Genomic DNA, 20999 nt, shown 5'->3' with positions numbered 1-20999 from the left:
GTTCGCCGAAGCCTCCGGATGTCATGGCAGATGGATTCGCGTCCGTCGCGTGTTCCCGCACAACGCGATGCGCGTCGTTCCCGGATACCGGGTGTCGTTTGCCGTAGCCTGTCATTGCATCACCTTACGATTGGAAAGCGGGCCGTCCGTCGAGCTGCCGGGTTCGTTTCGTTCCGTGCGGAACGACCGGCCGGACGAGCGGACATCGAGCATGTCGCTCCGGTGATGCAAAAAGCAGGCCACGTCGCCGACCGGACGGACGGCGTTGATGGGCGGTGCCCGGACGCGCGATCCGGTCCCGTGCCGGCTCAGGGATGAAATCGAGATTTCAATTCTGAAATCGGCGAATCCCGTCGCAACGTGTTGCGATGGTGATTGCGATGGCGGTGCGGATGCCGGAACGGCGCGATCGACGCGACCGTGCCGGTTGGGTCCGGAATCGCCTCGGTCCCGGTCGGCGCGAAACCCGAACGCGCCTGCATCCTGTCGACGCATGCGGCGCGGGATGAACCGGCCCGCGCAGCGGATCGCGAACCATCGCGCCACGTCGGCCAATTGCGGCGGCTCGGCTGAGCGGAGCCGCCGCCGTGCGCAGCCGGTCCTGCCCGGCCGGATCTGCCGTCAGGACACCGGCGCGACCCGCCCCGGCGCCCTCCTTTTCATTCCAGCCCGCCCCCTCAAACCCCATGCGCATTCAGCCGCGCCGCATACCAGCGCGAGAACTGATCGACATAGGCTTCCGTGAACGGCGAGAACACGCCCGGCGCATACGCCGGATCCTGCGTGCCCGCATGCGTGATCTCGACGAGGTGCTTGTCCTGCGTATTCGTCGCGACCCACACTTCGGTCAGATCCGACAGCGTGTAATCGACACCTTCGACCGCGTCCGCATGCACGAGCCATTTCGTGCGGACGAGCGTTCTGTCCGGCGCGAGCGGGATGATGTACGAAATCACCGCGTGATCGCTCATCACGTGGGTCCACGAGTTGTGCGTCCACAAGTGCGCATCGCCGAGATCGCGCCGCTGCAGATTGCCGAACAGCTTCGTGCTCGCCACCTTGGTGCTCATCGTCTGCGATTCGCCCTCGCCGGCGATCACGAGCTGCTGCGTGCGGAACTGCGTGACGGCGTCCTCGTCGAGCCATTCGACGGTCGCGCCGATGAAGCCTTCGTTCTCCCAGTTCGTCTGGCAGGCGGCATTGCGCGCCTTGTATTCTTCGAACGCCTGAAGCTGCGCTTCCGTCAGGTTTTCCGGGCAGAAGCCGAAATCCTCGGGCAGGAACGACGCGGTCAGCTCGGGGTGCGTGCCCGCGCAGTGATAGCACTCGCGGTTGTTCTCGATCACCAGCTTCCAGTTGCCGTTCTCGATGATCTCCTGCTCGAACGCGATCTTCGTATTTTGCAGGTCGTACGGTGCGAAGCGCGGCACCATCGTTTCCTCGAGCTTCGCGATGTCGGCCGGCGGATCGTCGGCGAGGCACACGAAGATGTGCGTACCGACGATGCGCGTGTGCACCGGAATCAGACTGCGGCATTTCGCATCGAAGTCCTTGCCCATGTGCGTCGCGTGGCGCAGCGAGCCGTCGAGATCGTAAGTCCATTGATGATAAGGACACACAAGCATGCCGACCGTCGACTTCCCCGCTTCCTTCAGCCGCGCGCCGCGGTGGCGGCACACGTTCCGGTAGGCGCGGACGTTTTCGTCGTCGTCGCGCACGATGAGGATCGACGACTTGCCGATATCGACGGTCGACACGTCGCCCGGCTCCGGCACGTCGGCGGTCACGCCGACCAGAATCCAGTGCTTCGAGAAAAAGACGTCGACATCCGTTTCGAACACGTCCTGACGGCCGAACAGCTCGCCGGGCATCCCGTGCCCCGGCTGGCGGCTGCGAATCAGATCCCCATGCGTCTTGACATGCACTTCAGACATCGTCTTTCTCCAATCCTGTGTTGATGGAATCGCGCGGCTTCGGAAATTCCCGCTGTGATTTCAGTATTGGATTGACGAAAAAGAGCGTCAACGCGCTTTATTTTCGTTCTGGCATTACCTGGGATCATGCGAAACGGACGGCGCACGGCCGCGTCAGCCCTGGGCGTCCGCGCGCAGCCATTCGACGAGCCCGTCGATCGCCGGCGTGATCGTCTTGCCGTGCGGCACCACGATGTAATAGGCGTCCGTCATCGGCAAGGATGCGATCGGCAGCCGCACGAGTTCGCCGGCGTCGAGCAGGTCCTGGACGAGCCGCCCCCAGCCCAGCGCGACGCCGTGGCCATATCGGGCGGCGTCGATCGCGTCGGTGTACAGGCTGCACCGCAGCGCGAAATTCAATCGGTCGGGCCGGAAGCCCGCGGCATGGAACCACGCCTCCCAGCCCATCCAGCCCTCCGACGTCGAATCGGATTCCACGAGCGTGACGGCGGCGAGCTCCGCCAGCGATTCAGGCGTGCCGTGCCGCTGCAGCCACGCCGGCGAGCAGACGGGAAAGACGGCTTCGTCGAACAGCCGGATCGCCGTGCCGTCGGCCCAGCGGCCGTTCCCGTAGCGCACCGCGACATCGATTTCGTTGTGGCGAAGATCGGCGGTAAACATCAGCGTCGCGAGGCGCAGCTGCAACTCGGGCTGCGCGGCCTTCAGCGCGGCGAGCCGCGGCAGCAGCCGGAAATGCGAGAACGCGGCGGTCGCCGCGAGGACGAGTTCCTGCCGGATCGGGCCGCTCGTCAGGCGGTCGAACACGCCGGCGATCTTCTGCATCGACTCGGCCACCACGCGGTACAACGCGGCGCCTTCGTCCGTCAGCGCGATCGAGCGATGCAACCGCAGGAACAGCCGCTGGCCGAGCATCTCCTCGAGGAACTTGACTTGCCGGCTCACCGCGGCCTGCGTGACGCCGAGCTCGTGCGCGGCGAGCGTGAAGCTGCCGAGGCGGGCGACCGCCTCGAATTCGACGAGCGCCGTCACGGACGGGATGAGCCGCCGATAGCCTTTGGGGGTTGCCGACGCAGGTTTCATCTGACGGACCAGTCGTTCGAGGTTAGGCGGATTCTATCAAGCGGCCAATCCGTCATCGACCGCCGGCCATGCGTCGTGGAGCGGCCGTCGTGCCGGCCGCTCCGGAGACCGGCGCTCGACGGCACTCAGAACTTGTGCCGCAGCGCGACGCGCGCAACGATCTGGTTGCTGCCGGACGATACGCCGTCCGCGCCCGGCACGTAGGCGACATCCAGCACGGTCCCGGTGCGATCGCCGCCGACGTGCTGATAGGCGCCCTGCACGTACACGTCGGTCCGCTTCGACAGGAAGTAGTCGGCCATCAGCCCCGCGCTCTGGTAGTTCGGGTGCTGCTTGCCGCCCGTCGCGTTGAAGTCGGCACGCGTATAGGCGTACATCGCGCCGACGAAGAACGCGGGCGTGAACTGGTACTTGCCGTTGATTTCGACGTTCTGGAACCGCAGGCTCGACAACGTCCCCGCCGACGGCGTGATCGCGCCGACGTACCCCGAGCTGAGCGGATTCGCGACGTACGTGTTCGTGTACGAGATGCCGACGTTGGCCTTGCCGAACGTATAGCTCGCGCCCGCGCCGAAGATTCGCAGCCGGTCGGCGAGGAAGTTCTCGTCGCCCGCGTTGGTGATCGCGCCGGCGGCCGTCGACGACGGATGGTCGGCCTGCAGGTATGCGGCGGCGAGCAGCAGGTCGCCGATGACGTACTGGACGCCCGCGCTGAACTGGCGGTTGTTCGCGAAGCCGGTCCCGTTGCTGAAGCTGTACGTGCCGCCGAACTGCAGGCCCGCGATCGTCGGGCTCGTGTACTTGACCGTGTTGTTCACGCGGAACGAGTTGTCCGTGTTGTCGTTGTCGTACGGATGCGAGAACAGGTAGCCGCCCCAGCTGCCGTTCGCGGTCGTCTGCGCGAGATAGTCGACGACCGAGTCGTACTGACGGCCCAGCGTCACGGTGCCGAACCGGTCCGACGCAATGCCGACGTACGCCTGGCGGCCGAACATCAGCCCGCCCTGGCCGAGGCGGCCGCTGTTGACGTCGAAGCCGTTCTCCAGCTGGAACACGGCCTTCGTGCCGGCGCCGAGGTCCTCGGCGCCCTTCAGGCCCCAGCGGCTCCCCTGGACGAAGCCGCTCTGGAGTTCATAGACTTTCTTGCCCGATACGTTGTTCGTATAGTTGAACCCTTCGTCGATCAAGCCGTAGAGCGTCACGGTACTTTGTGCGATCGCCGGCGCGGCGACGGCGGACAGGATCGTGCAAGCGAGAATCTTCTGTTTCATTCAGGTCTCCGAACCTAATGTTGCGATGATTGTTATCCAACCTGGCAAACCACTGCTGAAGCAGTTCGGAGCGTATCAATCCAAATTGCGCCCGCCAGAAACATTTCCTGCGGCTTATACGATACTTTTGGTTATGCAGGCGTCGGCGAGCCGGGCGGGCGACGGCCGGCGCCGGTGTCGCGCGCTATTGACCGGCCTCGACGCCGGCATCGAGCCAGCCGCGCATCATCACGCCGACCTCGTCGCTCAGCCACTGCCGGAACAGCCGGTACTCCGGGCGCGGCTGCGCATTGCGGTGCGTGATCAGGTAATGATGGCGATCGTGAAACACCAGCACGTCCTGTACCGGCCGCACGAGCATGCCTTTCTCGATCTGCCGGTGCACGAGATGATGCCAGCCGAGCAGCGTCCCCTCGCCGCCCTCGGCCTGCGCGACCAGCAGCCGGTAGTCGTTGCTTTCCAGATACTTGTTCTCGGTCATCGTATCGGTGCCGTCGCTTTGCTGGAACCAGTTGCGCCACACGCGCCAGTCGACGTGCTCGCACACCTGCGCGCGGCCGAGCATCGACAGGTTCAGGGTCGGACTGGACAGCAGGTCCAGCGGCTTCAGCGACCGGCCATGAAAATACCGCTCGTGAAACGACGGGCTGCACACCGGATAGACGATGTCGTGAAACAGCGGCTCGGCTTCGAACTCGGGCTCGCGCGGCGGGTTCTTCGTGATGATCACGTCGGGCTCGATGAGCCCGTCCAGCTCCATGAAATGCTCGGTCACGATCACGTGCAGCCGGATGTCCGGAAACTGCTCGCGAAACGCGGGCAGCCGCGACGACAGCCACAGCGCCGAGAACGTATGCGACACGCAGACCATCAGCGCATGCTTGTCGGTCCGGCGCACCGCTTCCGCCGCCTCGGCGATGTTCATGATCGACAGGTACGACGCGTTGTAGAGAATGCGTCCCGCATCCGTCAGCGCGATATGCCGGCCGGTACGCTCGAACAGCGCGACGTCCAGCGAATCCTCGAGTTCCTTGATCTGCCGGCTGATCGCCGCCTGCGTCACGCACAGCACCTCGGCCGCCTGAGTGAAGCTCTCGTAGCGCGCCGCCGTCACGAAACACCGCAGCGCCCGCAACGACGGCATCTGCGCGAGGAGTCGGTCTGCAAACAGTTGCTTCTTCAACATGGCTTTCACTCTCAAAACGGAAATCGGACGCTTCGTCGACGAACCCGTCGACGACCGTCCCGCCGGGTGGCCGCGGGCGGTCTCATCGCAAACCGTTCAATTATCTGAATATTGCGGCTTGCGCGTCAGCCGGGCGGCTGGCAAAGGCGGCTCAGCCGCCGTAACGGCGTCACGACGACGCCATTCTCGATCGATTGTGCACCGCGTCGCTATTATCGGAATCGATGACGGGGACTGCAAGGCGAACCGCGCGGGAGGACGCTCGCGGCCGCGCGGCGCGGCGCGTTTGCGCAACGCACCACGACACGCCGGGCGGTGCGGTCACGGCGCTACGGCGTCGCTGCGCGCGCGGCCGGGCGGATCGTCGCGGGTCGCGCGCGGCGTGCGTCCGCCACTCGACAAGCGGTCGTGCTCGCGCGGCACCGTGCGTCGCGATCGCTCCGCGGCGTGCGCGGGCGTCCGAAGCCGCCGCGCGCACGCCGCCAGCCGGGGCCGGGCCGCGGGCCCGGCGTGCCGCGCCCTTCGTGCGCGCGCTCAGTCGAGCTTCAGCCAGGTGGTCTTCAGCTCGCAATATTGATCGTGCGCGTAGACGGATTTGTCGCGCCCGCCGAACCCCGACTGCTTGAAGCCGCCGAACGGTGTCGACAGGTCGCCTTCGCCGAAGCAGTTCACCGTGACCGTGCCCGCCCGAATGCGCGCGGCCACCTTGTGCGCGCTGTTCACGTTGTCGGTCCACACCGACGCGGCAAGCCCGTAGCACGTGTCGTTGGCGATCCGCACCGCATCGTCGACGTCGTCGTATTCGATGAAGCACACGACCGGCCCGAACACCTCGTCGCGCGCGATGCTCATCTCCGGCGTCACCTGGTCGAAGATCGTCGGCTCGACGAACCAGCCGCCGGTTTCGGTCAGGATCGCGCGCCCGCCGCACGCCACGCGCGCGCCTTCGGCCTTCGCCTTCTCGATATGGCCGAGCACCTTCTCGTAGTGCTTCTGCTCGATCAGCGCGCCGAGCTTCACGTCCGGGTCGAGCGGATCGCCGGTCTTCCAGCCGGCGAGCACGCCCTGGATCTTCTCGAGCAGTTCCGCCTTGCGGCTCGACGGCACGATGATCCGCGAGCCGGCGCTGCAGTTCTCGCCCATGTTCCAGAACGCGGCCGCGACGGCCTGTTCGGCCACCGCATCGAGATTCGCGACGTCCGGCAGGATCACCTGCGGATTCTTGCCGCCGCACTCGAGCACGACGCGCTTGAGGTTCGTGTCGGCCGAGTAGTGCAGGAAGCGCTTGCCGGTTGCGGTCGAGCCGGTGAACGCGACGAGATCGACGTCGGGATGGCGGCCGATCGCTTCGCCGGCCTCGCCGCCGAAGCCCGTGACGACGCTGAACACGCCCGGCGGCACGCCGGCCTCGGCCGCGAGATCGGCGATGCGCAGCGTCGACAGCGACGTCTGCTCCGCCGGCTTCACGACCACGCTGTTGCCGACCGACAGCGCCGGGCCGATCTTCCACGCGAGCATCAGCGCCGGGAAATTCCACGGCAGCACCGCGCCGACGACGCCGATCGGCTCGCGGGTGATCATGCTGACCACGCCCGCGCCGGACGGCGACAACGCGTCGTAGCGCTTGTCCGTCACCTCCGCGTGCCAGCGAATGCACGCGGCCGACTCGGGAATGTCGAGCCCGAGGCATTCGCCGATCGGTTTGCCGGCTTCCAGCGCCTCGAGCAGCGCGAGTTCGTCCGTATGCGCGTCGATCAGCTGCGCGAGCCGAAGCAGCACCGCCTTGCGGTGCGCGGGCGCGGCCTTCGACCACACGCCGGATTCGAACGCGTCGCGCGCGGCCGCGACCGCCTGATCGACGTCGCGTCCGTTGCAGCGCGCGACTTCGGCGAGCACCTTGCCGGACGCCGGGTTGAGCGTTCCGAACGTCTCGCCCGACGCGGCCGCGCTGCGTTTGCCCGCGATGAATGCGCGACCGTCGAGCGACAGCGCTTGCGCCTTTTGAATCCAGTCCTGATGGGTCGTCATGTCGTTTCCTCAAAAATCAAAGTTCGGCGCCGGCCGAGAATTCCTTGGCCCAGATCGTCGCCGACACGGCCAGGTCGACGAGCGGCCGGACCGGCAGCGGGCGGGGATGCGGCTGCTTCAACAATTGCTGCACGAGATCGCTCGATTCGCCGAGCGCGTATTCGGCGATCAACTTGCCGGATGACGACCCGCGGCTCAGGCCGAGGCCGTTGCATCCGATCGCTTCGTAAAGGCCGTCGTCGCGCTTGCCGAACAGCGCGCCGTTGTTCGCGGACAGGCACAGCGGCCCGCCCCACGTGTATTCGAGCTCGACGCCGGCGAGCATCGGGAAGCGGCGCTCGAACGAGCGCCGATGCAGGCTGCGCGACTTCGCCAGATCGGCCTGCGACACCTTCACGTCCGGCCGGAACGCGAAATGGTTGCGCACGCAAATACGGTTGGTGATCAGGCGCCGCACCGTGGTGCCCATCGGGTCGGCCGGGATCAGCGACCACGAGCGCGCGCCGCCGAGTTTCGCCACTTCGTCCGGATTCATCGGGCGCGTGAGCGAAGCGAACGTATAGACCGGCAGCAAGCCGTTCGAATGCCGGCCGAACGTCGCCGCATAGGCGTTCGTGCACAGGATCACCTGCTTCGCGACGATCCTGCCGCCCGCGAAATGCAGCACCCGCGTGTCGCCGCGCTGTTCGATCGCCGTGACCGCGCTGTGCTCGAACACCGTCACGTTGTCCGGCTGCGTCGCCGCCAGCCCGCGCATCAGCGCGGCCGGCTGTACCGTACTGCAGCCCGGCGTGAACAGCGCGCCCGTATAGAAGCCGGTTCCGGTCACCGCCTGGATCGCCGGCTGGTCGAGCCACTCGAACGCTTCGCCGATGCGCGCCAGCCCGTCGGCGAAATGCGCGAGCGCCGCCGCGCCCTTCTGGTTGACCGACGCGTGGAATTTGCCGTCGTCGCGCCAGTCGCAATCGATGCCGAAGCGCCGCACGATCGAGCGGACATAGTCGATGCCATGCCGCTGGAACCGGACATCGGCGCGATCTTCGTCGATGCTGCGCGAATAGCTTTCGCTGCTGATGTCGTGCGGCAGGTCGACGAAGAATCCGGAATTGCGCCCAGCCGTCGTGCGTCCGATCCGGTCGGCCTCCACCAGCGCGATGCTCACGTCGGGCGCCAGCTCAGCGAGCCGGCGCGCCGCGCACAGCCCGGTGATGCCGCCGCCGATCACGACCCAGTCGAACCGGGTTTCGGACGTGACGGTGCGAGCCTCCCGCGCGGGCGGCAGGCTCTCCCACCACCCGTTCATGCCGTCGGGCGCCGGAAACCGCGCGAATGCCAGATGCGAGCCCATGCTGGGTTACCGGCCGTCGCGGATCAGCGGTTTCACGAGCTTCGCGAACGCGTCGCGCTCGTCGCCCGACAGCGCGCCGAGCGGTGCGCGCGCGACGCCGACCGGCAGACCGGCCAGCTCGCAGCCGTAACGCACGTACTGAATGAACTTGCCGCTGCGCTCGAGCAGTTCGAGCACCGGCAGCAGTTGCGCCATCAGCTTGCGCCCGGCCGCGAAATCGCCGCGCGTCACGCAGGCGTCGAACAGCTCGGTATGTGCTTCCGGCAGGAAGTTCGACGCGCCGCCGACCCAGCTGCGCGCGCCCCATGCGAAAAATTCGAGCGCCTGGTCGTCCATCCCGCAACTGAGCACCAGCCGGCCGCCGACATGCGTCGACAGATGATGCAGATGCGCGATGTCGCCGGTGCTTTCCTTCATCGCGGCGAAGTTCTTGCGCTCGAGCAGCTTCTCGAGAATCGCATCGCCGATCTCGGTGCCCGTGCGGGCCGGAAAGTTGTACAGCATGATCGGCATGTCGAGCGCATCGTCGACCGCGAGCAGATGCGCGAGCAATTCCTGCTGCGTCGGCTGCGCGTAGTACGGCGCCGCGACCAGCAACGCATTCAATCCCGCGCGCTTCGCTTCCCGGCCCAGACGCAGCACCTCTTTCGTCGTCGTCGCATTGATGCCCGCGGTCAGGAACGTCTTGCCGCCGGCCGCGGCCGCGACCGTGTCGAACGTGCGCACGCGCTCGTCGAAACTCAGTGCGTAGTATTCGCCCGTCGTCCCGCCGATCCCCAGACCCGACACGCGGCCGGCGAGATCGGCAGCATGCCTGCCCAGCAATGCGTGGTCGATTTCGCCGTCCGCGTCGAACGGAGTGACCAGCGGTGTGTGTACGCCCTCGAAGCTCATTTCGATTCCTCATTTGAGTGGATGGGCCAGGCCGTCGCTGCGCCGGACGCGTCATTGAAGCGTCGCGGCACGCACGGAACCGGCAATTCGACAAACGTCGTCGGCAAGCGGCGCGTTCGCGCAGCCGGGCCGATCGATTCGATACGCCACCGGGACGAAGGCCCCGGTCCGCCCGATTCCGGGATCAGGCGAACGCCTCCGCATGCGCGTATATGGGGAACTGGTTGCACAGATCGCGCACGCGGGTCCGGACCGCGCGCTCGACCACTTCGTCGCCGCCCGGATCGCGCTTGAGCGCGGACAGCACGTCGAGGATCATTTCGCCGATCTGCTCGAACTGCGCGGTGCCGAATCCGCGCGTGGTGCCGGCCGGCGTGCCGAGCCGGATGCCGGACGTGACGGTCGGGTTTTCCGTATCGAACGGAATCCCGTTCTTGTTGCAGGTGATGCCCGCGCGCTCCAGCGCCTTCTCGGCCTGCGTGCCGCTAATACGCAGGGAACGCAGGTCGACCAGCAGCAGATGGTTGTCGGTGCCGCCCGTAACGAGCGTCAGCCCGCCGTCGGTCAGCACGCGGGCGAGCGCCTGCGCGTTACGCAGCACCTGATCGATATAGCGCGTGAACTCCGGGCGCAGCGCTTCGGCGAAGGCGACCGCCTTGCCCGCGACCACATGCATCAACGGGCCGCCCTGCAACCCCGGAAACACCGCCGAATTGACCTGCTTCGCCACATCCGCGTTGTTCGTCAGGATGAAGCCGCCGCGCGGGCCGCGCAGCGTCTTGTGCGTGGTGGACGTCACCACGTCGGCGAACGGCACCGGGTTCTGATGCCGGCCGGCCGCGACGATGCCCGCGATGTGCGCCATGTCGACCATCAGCTTCGCGTCGACGCTGTCCGCGATCGCGCGGAACGCCGCGAAATCGAGCGCCCGCGGATAAGCCGAGTAACCCGCGATGATCAGCTTCGGGCGATGCCGCTCGGCGAGCCGGCGCACGTCGTCGTAGTCGATGCGCAGCGTGTCCGGGCTCACGCCGTACTGCACCGCATCGAACCATTTGCCCGACAGCGCCGGCCGCGCGCCGTGCGTGAGATGGCCGCCCGCATCGAGCGACATGCCCATCACCGTATCGCCGGGCCTGACCAGCGCGAGCATCACCGCACCGTTGGCCTGCGCGCCCGAATGCGGCTGCACGTTCGCATAGCCGGCGTCGAACAGCGCGCACGCGCGGTCGATCGCGAGCGCCTCGATCCGGTCGACGTGGTCGCAGCCGCCGTAGTACCGCCGGGACGGATAGCCTTCCGCATACTTGTTCGTCAGGACGGTGCCCTGCGCCTCCAGCACCGCCGCCGACGCGATGTTCTCGGACGCGATCAGCTCGATCTGGGTTTGCTGGCGACGCAGCTCCAGCGCGATCTCCGATGCGATCACCGGATCCCGACTCTGAAGCGTTTCGGAAAAAAAGCGGGCGTTCTCGTTCACTTGGTCACTCCGCGACGGGAATCATGACGGGCTGCGCGTGCTGCACGCTGCCGGGCCGGCGGGTTCGTCGCGCCCCGGACGATCGACGCCGGGGCGCGCGGGATTTACTGCTGCAGCCAGGCCTTCAGCTTCTCCGGATGCGCATCGACGAATTTCTTCGCGGCCGTCGCGTAGTCGTTCGTGCTGTTGCCTTCGAATTCGATCGCTTCGACGTCGGCGAGCGTCAGCTTCAGGTGCTTGAAGAACACGTCGGCACGCGGGAACTTGCCGGCGAATTTCTTCGATGCGAACGCGTGAATCTGCTCTTCCCCGCCCAGCGTGCCCTTCGGATCCTTCAGGTAGCGCATCTGCCACTTCTGGAACAACCAGTGCGGGCTCCAGACCGTCGCGACGACCCACTGCTTCGACTGGTACGCACGCGACACGCTCGCCAGCATCCCGGCCTCGCTCGATGCCTGGAGGTTGTAGCCGTCCAGGTTGTAGGCCTTGATGGTCTTCTCCGACGCCTGCATCAGGCCGCCGCCCGGCTCGATGCCCTGGATCGTGGCGTTCAGCTTGCTCTTGACTTCCGGCTTGTTCAGGTCGGCGATCGACGACAGCTCCGATTCAGGAATGTAGGTCGGCACGGCCCAGCCGTTCTTGCCGCCCGTGTAGATGATGCCGACGTCATCCAGGTCGTTCTTGTACTTCGCGTAATACGTCGCATGCGTGACCGGCAGCCAGCCGCCGACCATGATGTCCAGGTCGCCGCGCGCGACGCCCTGGTACTGGATGCCGATCGCGGCCTGCACGAACTCCACCGGCTGCTTGAGCTGCGTTTCCAGCACGTACTTCGCGACGTTGGCCACCGCCAGCACGTCCGCCCAGTTGGTCACCGCGATCTTGACCGGCTCGGCCGCCGACGCCGCTCCCACACCTGCGCTGCACGCAACCACCGTCGATACCGCAAGTTTCGCCAGAAGCGATTTGAACGTATGGATTTTCATCTAGTACTCCTTTTTAATTACGCGAATCTTTCAAGGGTGGGGAACGCCTCCGATCGGCGTTTCTGGTCTCCACGTACTGCTACATCGATTTCGCCGCGGCGCCGTGGCCGCGGCGCGTCATCGTCCTTCGGTTGCCTTCAATTGCCTTCAACTGCCGTGGCCGTCAGGTGCGGGCCGCGCCACGCGGGCCGGCCTTGCCGGCACGCGCCATCGGCTTCTTCACCTTCTTCTTCGCCTTCACGCCGAAGCTTTCCGTCAGGCGGTCCAGCACGATCGCGAGCAGCACGACCCCCAGCCCGCCTTCGAAGCCGATCCCGATGTCGAGACGCTGGATGCCGCTCAGCACGTATTCGCCGAGGCCGCCCGCGCCGATCATCGATGCCACCACCACCATCGACAGCGCCATCATGATCGTCTGGTTCACGCCCGCCATGATCGACGGCAGCGCGTTCGGCAACTGGATCTTCCACAGAAGCTGCCAGTCGGTGCTGCCGAACGAACGGCCGGCTTCGATCAGTTCCTCGCGCACCTGGCGGATGCCGAGCGTCGTCAGCCGCACGACCGGCGGCATGGCGAACACGATCGTCGCGATCACCGCCGGCACGCGTCCGAGCCCGAACAGGATCACGGCCGGGATCAGGTACACGAACGCGGGCATCGTCTGCATGAAGTCGAGCAGCGAGCGCAGGATCATGCCGATCCGGTTGTTGCGTGCGCCCCAGATGCCGAGCGGCACGCCGATCACCAGGCTGAAGAAGGTCGCCGCGATGACGAGCGCGAGCGTCGACACCGTCTGCGCCCACAAGCCCATGTAGTGGATCAGGAGCAGCGCAAAGCCGACGAAGATCGAAAACACGATGCCGCGGCGCCACAGCGCGAGGCCGACCAGAAGCACCACCATCGCGATGAACGGCACGGCGCCGAGCCCGTCTTCGAGCAGCTTCACGACCGCGCCGAGCCCCGCCGAGAACGTGTCGAAACCGCCGCGAAAGTGCAGAAACAGGAAATTGACGAAGTCTTCCGCGAACTTCCCGATCACCGACGAATTCATGCTGCCCTCCGTTGCATCATCTGCTTGAGTATCGTCCGGCAGGACACGACGCCTGCCAGTTGTCCCGCTGCGTCCGTCACCGGCACGTCGTGCTGCTGGGTCAGCGCGATCGACGCGAGTCGATGCAGATCCGTATCGATCGACACCGCGTTGAAGTCGTTCAGGAATGCCTCGCGAATCGGCCGCGCGCCGGACCGGTGCAGCGTGGCGGGCGTGACGCAGCCCAGGTAATGACCGGCCTCGTCGCACACGTAGCCGCATTCGGCGCCGCTGTCGATCAGCTGGTTCAGGTAACGATCGGACGGCGTGCCCGCATTGCAGCGAAGCAGCCCGCGCTCGACCTTCGTCATCATGCTGGCGGCCTTCAGGAAGCGCGACACGTCGACGTTGCGGAAGAAGTCCTGCACGTAGTCGTCCGCCGGCGTCTGGATCAGCTCGGCCGGCGTGCCGACCTGGATCAGGCAGCCGTCCTTCATGATGCCGATGCGGCCGCCGATCTTCACCGCTTCCTCGATATCGTGGGAGATGAACACGATGGTGCGCTGCTCTTCCTTCTGCAGGCGCAGCAGCTCGTTCTGCATTTCGAAGCGGATCAGCGGATCGAGCGCGGAGAACGCCTCGTCCATCAGCAGCACCGACGGATTGACCGCCAGCGCGCGAGCCAGGCCCACGCGCTGCTGCATGCCGCCGGACAACTCGCTCGGCAGCAGCTTTTCGTACGACCCGAGGCCGACGCGCTCCAGCGCGGCACGCGCGACTTCGTAGCGCTGCGCCTTCTTGATGCCCGCGACTTCGAGCCCGTACGCGATGTTGTCGATCACGGTCCGGTTAGGCAGCAGTGCGAACGACTGAAACACCATCGCCATCTTCTGGCGCCGGACGTCGCGCAGTTCCGGCGTCGACATCGGCGCGATGTCGCGGCCTTCGAGCACGACCTGTCCGGACGTCGGCTCGATCAGCCGGTTGAGCAGACGAACGAGCGTCGACTTGCCGGAGCCCGACAGCCCCATGATCACGAAGATCTCGCCGGCCCTCACGCTCAGGCTCACGTCGTTGACCGCCACCATGTTGCCGGTCTCGGCGAAGATCTCGTTGCGGCCGACACCGCTCTTCAGCATCTCGATCGCACGCTCGGGCTTCGGACCGAAAATCTTCGACAGGTGCTTGACGGTCAGGATGTCGGTTCCGGTCGCGATGCCCGACCGGGCGATCGACGGCGCGCCGTCGGTGTGGATTGCTCCGGGGGGAAGTACGTCGCCCGGTGCAAACGTCAGATTTGGGGCCATTCTGTCATCCCGACTGGATGGTGAAGGAAACCGCGAACTTCGGACGAGCCGCCATCGATTGCCGCGCTTGCTGCGCGGGCTCGATGCCGCTCCTGCGTGGTTGACGGCGCTGATACAGTGGTTGCAGCGTATCAATCCAATTACGCGGCTCCAGATACATTTTCTGTGCGCTTTTCCATACCTTTGGTAATGCATCGAATACGGGCAAAAAAGCGCGATTGCCCCGAAACCGTGCGAATGACGCGAAAGCCAATGGCGGTGCGGCTGTGCGGGATTTCGCGGGAATCGCGGCAATGGGGTGCACGCGGTGCGCAAGACGGTGCGCTAGGGGAAAATCCCGACGAGGGGACTTAAGGGAAACTACGGAGAAAACGGTCGAATGAAGGCAAAAACGTCCGTCGAACCGGGTCGGGTATGCAGGATCGGCGGTCGACGGCGATCGCCACCGCGCCGCCATCGCCGCGACGAACAACACGCAATCCGCACGCGCGACGTCGTCACGAACGTCGATAACGCGCGACGGCATCGCGACTGCTGAAAAAACACCGTGCGGCAGCGCATTCGCTGCTGCCGCACGGCGTTCCGGTTCAAACCGGCTGAGAACCGGTCGAACGATTCATCGCATCGTCAATCGTCCGCAAGCGGCCGCTTCGATGTTTCACTGCTAGCGAGCATCGCGACCAGCGCGACACCCGCCGCCCCGACCAGATACCATGCCGGCGCCAGCTTGTTCCCGGTCGCGCCGATCAGCCACGTCGCGACCAACGGCGCCGTCCCGCCGAACAGCGCATTCGCCGTATTGAAGCAGAACGCAAAACCGGTGTAACGCACCCGTGTCGGGAAAATCTCCGACAGGAAGCAGGGCAACGTCCCGTCGTTCATCGTCAGCAGCGCACCGAACGCGATCTGGATCATCACGATCGTCGCGAAGCTCGCGCCGGCCAGCCCCTTGAACAGCGGCACCGTCAGCGCCGCGAACAGCACCGACGCGCCGATCAGCATCGTCTTGCGCCCGACCCGATCCGACAGCGCACCCATCAGGAAGATCAGCCCGATATACGCCGCCAGCGAAATCGTCGCCGCGATGAACGACTCGGTCTCGCCGACACCCATCTCGGTAGACAGGTAGGTCGGCATGTAGCTCAGCACGAGGTAGAACGCCACGGCATTCAGACACGTCACGCCGAACGCGATCAGCATCCTGCCGCGATGCCGCGTCAGCAATTCGGTGGCCGGCGCCTGCGCGACATGGTGCGCGCTTTCGAGCGCCTTGAACTTCGGCGTGTCCTCGAGTCGAATACGGATGTAGCGTCCGACCAGGCCGAACGGCGCGGCCAGCAGGAATGGCAGACGCCAGCCGAAATCGTGCAGTTGCTGCGACGTCAGCACCGCGTGCATCGCCGCGACGAAGATCGACCCGAACAACAGGCCGGCCGCGGTGCTGGCCGGCACGATGCTGGTGTAGAACCCGCGCTTGCCTTCCGGCGCATATTCGGCAAGGAACGCCGACGCCCCCGCATACTCGCCCGACGCCGAGAAGCCCTGCACGACCCGCACCAGCAGCAGCAAGACCGGCGCGACCATCCCGACCTGCGCATAAGTCGGCAGGAACGCGATCAGGAACGTCGAGCCCGACATGATCAGGATCGACAGCGACAGCGCGGTCCGGCGTCCGACCCTGTCGCCGAAGTGCCCCCACACCACGCCGCCCAGCGGCCGGATCACGAACGAGATCGCGAACACGCCATACGCGGCCAGCAGCCCCGTCATCGCGTCGCTCTTCGGAAAGAACACGACCGCGATGACGGTCGCGAGATACCCGTACGATGCGTAATCGAACCATTCGACGAAATTGCCGATGAAGCTCGCACTTGCCGCCCGCCGGAGCAGCCGCGTATCGACCTCCGCGCGCGCGGGCGCGCCGCCGCTCGAATGAGCGGTGCCGCCCTGACTCGGCAACCATGCGCCGGCATCGGCCGACCGGCCCGACATTACCTTTCTGGTACTCATGCTCAGTCTCCAAACTGAATAGTACGTTGCGGTGTCATGGCCGCCATCCGTGATTCGATCGATCGTGCGGTGAGTGCACTGCGCAGTGCCGAATCGCGGCCGTTCAAACGCATGGTAGGAGTTGGAGCCCCAGGAAGATTTTCCTTTTCGACAATAAACTCCCTGGATTCGACATCGAGGGTTAACACCGTCGGGCGGCGGGCGGCGCGCCGCGTCGACGGCGATCGCGTGTCGAAAATCAGAAGTCTTGAGGAAAGCCGGCATCGCGCTGCGCGAACGCGGAAGCGCGTGATTGTCACGTGGGAGAGGATGCCCGTCGAAGACGGTCGACGGAGAGGGGCAGGAAATGCGCGTGCCCGGCCACTTGACGGCCGGTCAGGCAAAACCGGGAAACCTAGAAACGGGAGGGGGATGCAGGATCGCGCAGCCGGAACGCCGGAACGCGATCACTCGCGACGACAGGCGGCCGCCTGCCCTGCCCGTTCGCGCATCGACCGGGACGGGACCCGCGATCGACTCGATATGCTTCGTTTAACGAAATAGCCGACGTGGACGATTCTGGCGGATCGCCCTCCGTCGGCTACGGGGTGCCCTCCATGCCGCGTGTGCCATCATCCGCGAACGCGGCGGATGCCGCTCACGCCTTGATGATGTTGCGCTCCGGGCCGTATGGGAAGCCGGTGATGTTGGTGGCGCCGCGCTCGCCGACGACGAGGATGTCGTGCTCGCGATAGCCGCCCGCGCCCGGGTGCCCTTGCGGCATCATGATCATCGGTTCCATCGACACGACCATGTTCGGCTCCAGCACGGTATCGATGTCCTCGCGCAGTTCGAGCCCCGCCTCGCGTCCGTAGTAGTGCGACAGCACGCCGAACGAGTGGCCGTACCCGAACGTGCGGTATTCCAGTAGCCCGTATTCCGCGTAGATCTTGTTGAGTTCGAGTGCGATGTCGCCGCAGCGTGCGCCGGGCTTGATCAGCTTCAGTCCCGCTTCGTGCACTTCGACGTTGACCTTCCACAAACGCAAATGTTCATCCGGACAGTGGTCGAAGAACATCGTGCGCTCCAGTGCCGTGTAGTAGCCGGCAATCATCGAGAAGCAGTTCAGACTCAGGATGTCGCCCTTCTGCACCTTGCGCGTGGTGACGGGGTTGTGCGCGCCATCCGTGTTGATGCCGGACTGGAACCACGTCCACGTATCCATCAGTTCCGACTCGGGGAAGCGTCGCGCGATCTCGCGAACCATCGCCTGCGTGGACGCCAGTGCGACTTCGTGTTCGGGCACGCCTTCGTGCACGGCGGCAGCCAGCGCCGCGCCGCCGACATCGCAGACGTTCGCGCCATGCTTGATCAGCGCGATTTCCTCATCGGACTTGATCATGCGCATGCGCATCGTCTGTGCGCCGATGTCGACGAACTCGACCGACGGCAGCGCCGCCTTCAGCTTCGACAGCACCTCGAGCGGCACATGGTCGAACTCGATGCCGACGCGCCCCCGATTGTCGATCTCGGCCTGCACCGCACGGAAGAAATTGTCGCGCTGCCAGTCGGTATAGACAACGTTGTAGTCGCCGACCGTGCGCCGCCACGGCTGGCCGCCATCGATGTTCGCCGAGATCGACACGACCTTGTTCGGCGTGACGACGAGGCCGTACTTCCGGCCGAACGAACAATACAGAAAGTCCGAGTAGTAGTTGATGTTGTGATACGACGTAAACAGCGCCGCGTCGATGTTTTCGCGCGCCATCAGTTCGCGCAGCTTGCGCTGACGGTTCGCATATTCGGCATCGGAGAAGGTGTGCTTCACCTTTTCGCCATTCTCGATTCGAATCAGGTTCTCCATTTTCATGAGCTCGCTCCTCGGTAAAAAGCGTGGTGGGTGTGAGCAAATGGTAGAAGTTCGGCAAATTCGAAGATTTCCGCAATGGACATCGGAATCCGCGATTTGGCCATGTCGGGTTAACCACCAATCCGGTACGGGCCGCCGTGCGCGAACGAGCGCGGGCCTGTCCGTCGGCGGGACGAGTCGGTACGGGAATGAATGCCGGCCGAGCCCGGCAGGCGATCGCCGCCGGACTACAGCGCGTTCTGGTAGCGGCGCCGGTCGGCAATCGGCGAGATCTGGAACTGTTCCTTGTAGCGCGTCGCGAAATGGGTCGTCGACGTGAATCCGGTACGCGCACACACTTCCTCGAGCGAGGTCGCCGTGCGGTAAAGCAGTTGCCGCGCACGCAGCAGGCGAATCTCCAGATACGCCTGCGCGGGCGACTTGCCGAGGCGATCCTGGAACCACCGTTGCAACTGTCGCTGCGACACCTGCAAATGGACGGCGATCTCGGGCACGGAAAGCGTTTCCTCGACGTTGCTTTCCATCAGTTGCAAGGCCTCGTCCAGCTTCTCGTGTTCCGCGCCGATGTACTGGCGCAGCGACGTCTGCTGCCGGTATTCGCGGCTGCGCGGCTCCGCGACCAGCAATTCGAGCACGCGCGCGGCCAGTGCCGGGCTGCCGGGCGCGGTTGCCAGCAGATGCACCATCAGGTCGAGCGGCGCGACGCCGCCGCTGCACGTATAGCGGTCGCGATCGATTTCGTAGAGGCGGGTCGACACGGTCAGTTTCGGAAACTGCTCCATCAGGACGTCCTGGTCCTCCCAATGGATCGTGCAGCGATAGCCGTTCAACAACCCGGCGCGCGCGAGGAAGTAGCTGCCGGTATCGAGGCCGCCGAGCGCGGTCCCGTTGCGTGCCTGCCGACGCAGCCAGTCGACGATCGCGCCGGTCCGTCGGCGCGGGATGGGATTGGGGCCGACGACGAATACCACGTCGAATGCGTCGCTGTCCGACACCGATACGTCCGGCACGACACGGATGCCGTCGCTCGACTGGACGAACGCGTCGCCGGCCCCGATCAGCCGATAGTCGTAGACTCGCCGCCCGACGACCATGTTCGCGATCCGCAATGGATCGATCGCGGCACTCAGCGCGATCAGCGAGAAGTTGTCGACCAGCAGAAAGCCGTAACGGACGACTCGAAGGTCATGAAGACCTTCGCGCGACCGGGGCGGCAGCGACGATACAGGCGCGGTTTTCGACATCGAGGGATCAGTGCCATCGGACGGATGCGGCATCATAGCGCCGCGAATCCGGTGACTGCAATGCGCGCCTTCCGGCGGCCGCCTTGCCGTGATCGCCACCGCGTCGCCGTGCAGGCAATTCGCGCGCATGCCCACCGATCGCGCGGCAGGTAGCGCTCAATCTTCGCGGATTGGCCGAATTTCCGGCAACCCGTTCAACGCGCGATTCAGCACCTGCCGGGTACGCACCCACGCAATCTCCCGCCAGTCGGGATCGGCGGGCAAAAACGCGTCGAGCAGCGCACGCTTGATCCGCCTGCCAAGCGCATCGCGCGGATCGCCATGCAGATGCAACCAGTGATCGTCGCGCAGCGCCGCATGCATCGGCACCTCGGGAAACGTTCCGCATTCGATCACGAGTTGCATCAGATGCGTATCCGGCAGCGCATCGAGCATCGCCTGCGACGTGTAGCCGGTCGCACGCGCGGCCACGCCCGTGTCGCTGACAGCCGCATCCTGCGCCGTCAGCAGCGTATAGAGCCACGGGCCGAACAGCTTTTCGGCATCGGCGAGCGCCGGATAGCGCGACTGCGCGATCGCCATCAGCATCGGATGCCCGAACGGCCCCGCGCCGGTGTGCAGGTCGAACGCGATCGCGATTCGTGCGGGCTGCAGGTACTGCGCGACGATCTCGCGCAGCGTCCGGTTCGACCACGTCGCCTGCTGCCCGCCGTAAAAAAGTCCGTCCGCGTGAACGTATTGCCCGGCTTCGAGCAACGCCAGATAACCGGGCCAGCCGAGCGAACGCAAATGCGCGTCGAGCCGTTCATCGGCGTGTCGGCGTTCCGGGCCGTCGACATCGCGGCACGTGTAGATTTCGTGAATCGATTCGTAGCCCTGATTGACTGGCAGCGCGGCCCCGAAATCCACGTAGTTCCGGTTCAGGTCGACGTTGTCTTCGTTGACGCGCCGCACCCATGCGGTGCCCCACGGATTGATCAGATGCACCATCAGCACGGCCACGCCGGGCGGCAGCGCACGCCCGGCGAGTTCGTGCAGCCATTCGGTCTGACACGTGGATCCATAATAGCCTTCGACGCCATGCGTGCCGGATACGACCGCCAGCACGCGACGCGCGTCACGCGGGCCGAGCCACGCGACGTCGGTCGCGAGCGGCTCACCCGCCGGCCCGGTGAGCGGGTGCGGATGGCTCGTCACCGTCGCGCCGGCCGCTTCGGCCGCCTGCAGGAACTGCGCGCGTTGCCGCGTGAAATCGGCCTCGACCGGAAAGCCATGCTTCATCGTTGAATCCTCCTTGTTCGCGCGGCGGACCGTAGCGTCCGTCGCCTGTTCGGTTCATATGCGCGGCCGCC

The 20999-nt window shown here is 65.5% G+C and carries 17 protein-coding genes; all 17 read right to left on the bottom strand.

Features of this window, described 5'->3' with window-relative positions; all coding sequences use genetic code 11:
* Nucleotides 1–111: 111 nt before the first annotated feature.
* Nucleotides 112–555, bottom strand: coding sequence for a hypothetical protein (locus DCN14_RS38180; RefSeq protein ID WP_143331741.1), 444 nt, complete (start codon nt 553–555; stop codon nt 112–114).
* Between the two features lie 122 nt (nt 556–677).
* Nucleotides 678–1934 (bottom strand): aromatic ring-hydroxylating dioxygenase subunit alpha, encoded by a 1257-nt coding sequence (locus DCN14_RS33435; protein WP_096508565.1) that lies wholly within the window; start codon nt 1932–1934, stop codon nt 678–680.
* 153 nt (nt 1935–2087) lie between these two features.
* Nucleotides 2088–3014, bottom strand: a complete 927-nt coding sequence (locus DCN14_RS33430) for a LysR substrate-binding domain-containing protein (protein WP_096508566.1) — start codon at nt 3012–3014, stop codon at nt 2088–2090.
* A gap of 125 nt (nt 3015–3139) precedes the next feature.
* Complete coding sequence (locus DCN14_RS33425) at nt 3140–4285, bottom strand: porin (RefSeq protein ID WP_096508567.1); 1146 nt, start codon at nt 4283–4285, stop codon at nt 3140–3142.
* A 184-nt stretch (nt 4286–4469) separates the two neighbouring features.
* Nucleotides 4470–5471 carry a LysR substrate-binding domain-containing protein gene (locus DCN14_RS33420; RefSeq protein WP_096508568.1) on the bottom strand — a complete coding sequence of 334 codons (1002 nt, stop codon included), beginning with the start codon at nt 5469–5471 and terminating at the stop codon, nt 4470–4472.
* Between the two features lie 534 nt (nt 5472–6005).
* Nucleotides 6006–7499: an aldehyde dehydrogenase gene (locus tag DCN14_RS33415; protein WP_096506090.1), complete on the bottom strand. Its 1494-nt coding sequence runs from the start codon at nt 7497–7499 to the stop codon at nt 6006–6008.
* A 16-nt stretch (nt 7500–7515) separates the two neighbouring features.
* Complete coding sequence (locus DCN14_RS33410; RefSeq protein WP_096506088.1) at nt 7516–8847, bottom strand: FAD-binding oxidoreductase; 1332 nt, start codon at nt 8845–8847, stop codon at nt 7516–7518.
* Between the two features lie 6 nt (nt 8848–8853).
* Complete coding sequence (locus tag DCN14_RS33405) at nt 8854–9741, bottom strand: dihydrodipicolinate synthase family protein (protein WP_096506086.1); 888 nt, start codon at nt 9739–9741, stop codon at nt 8854–8856.
* Nucleotides 9742–9925: 184 nt separating this feature from the next.
* Nucleotides 9926–11221 (bottom strand): serine hydroxymethyltransferase, encoded by a 1296-nt coding sequence (gene glyA, locus DCN14_RS33400; protein WP_096506084.1) that lies wholly within the window; start codon nt 11219–11221, stop codon nt 9926–9928.
* A 104-nt stretch (nt 11222–11325) separates the two neighbouring features.
* Nucleotides 11326–12207 (bottom strand): glycine betaine ABC transporter substrate-binding protein, encoded by an 882-nt coding sequence (locus DCN14_RS33395; protein WP_096506082.1) that lies wholly within the window; start codon nt 12205–12207, stop codon nt 11326–11328.
* Nucleotides 12208–12370: 163 nt separating this feature from the next.
* A complete protein-coding gene (locus DCN14_RS33390) occupies nt 12371–13258 on the bottom strand; it encodes a proline/glycine betaine ABC transporter permease (protein WP_096506080.1) in 888 nt (295 codons plus the stop codon).
* Nucleotides 13255–14544: a glycine betaine/L-proline ABC transporter ATP-binding protein gene (locus DCN14_RS33385; protein ID WP_096506078.1), complete on the bottom strand. Its 1290-nt coding sequence runs from the start codon at nt 14542–14544 to the stop codon at nt 13255–13257. The genes DCN14_RS33390 and DCN14_RS33385 overlap by 4 nt, the downstream gene beginning before the upstream one ends.
* A gap of 4 nt (nt 14545–14548) precedes the next feature.
* Nucleotides 14549–15070, bottom strand: a complete 522-nt coding sequence (locus DCN14_RS38175) for a hypothetical protein (protein WP_143331690.1) — start codon at nt 15068–15070, stop codon at nt 14549–14551.
* A gap of 101 nt (nt 15071–15171) precedes the next feature.
* Nucleotides 15172–16554 carry an MFS transporter gene (locus DCN14_RS33380; RefSeq protein ID WP_096506076.1) on the bottom strand — a complete coding sequence of 461 codons (1383 nt, stop codon included), beginning with the start codon at nt 16552–16554 and terminating at the stop codon, nt 15172–15174.
* 637 nt (nt 16555–17191) lie between these two features.
* Entirely contained in the window at nt 17192–18403 is a 1212-nt protein-coding gene (locus tag DCN14_RS33375; RefSeq protein WP_096506074.1) for a M24 family metallopeptidase, read from the bottom strand.
* Nucleotides 18404–18630: 227 nt separating this feature from the next.
* A complete protein-coding gene (locus DCN14_RS33370; protein ID WP_096506127.1) occupies nt 18631–19647 on the bottom strand; it encodes a GlxA family transcriptional regulator in 1017 nt (338 codons plus the stop codon).
* Between the two features lie 156 nt (nt 19648–19803).
* Entirely contained in the window at nt 19804–20928 is a 1125-nt protein-coding gene (locus DCN14_RS33365; protein ID WP_096506072.1) for a DUF2817 domain-containing protein, read from the bottom strand.
* Nucleotides 20929–20999 lie beyond the last annotated feature (71 nt).

Source organism: Burkholderia sp. IDO3, assembly GCF_003366075.1.
GTDB lineage: Bacteria > Pseudomonadota > Gammaproteobacteria > Burkholderiales > Burkholderiaceae > Burkholderia > Burkholderia anthina.
This window is presented reverse-complemented; position numbering and strand designations above follow the sequence as displayed.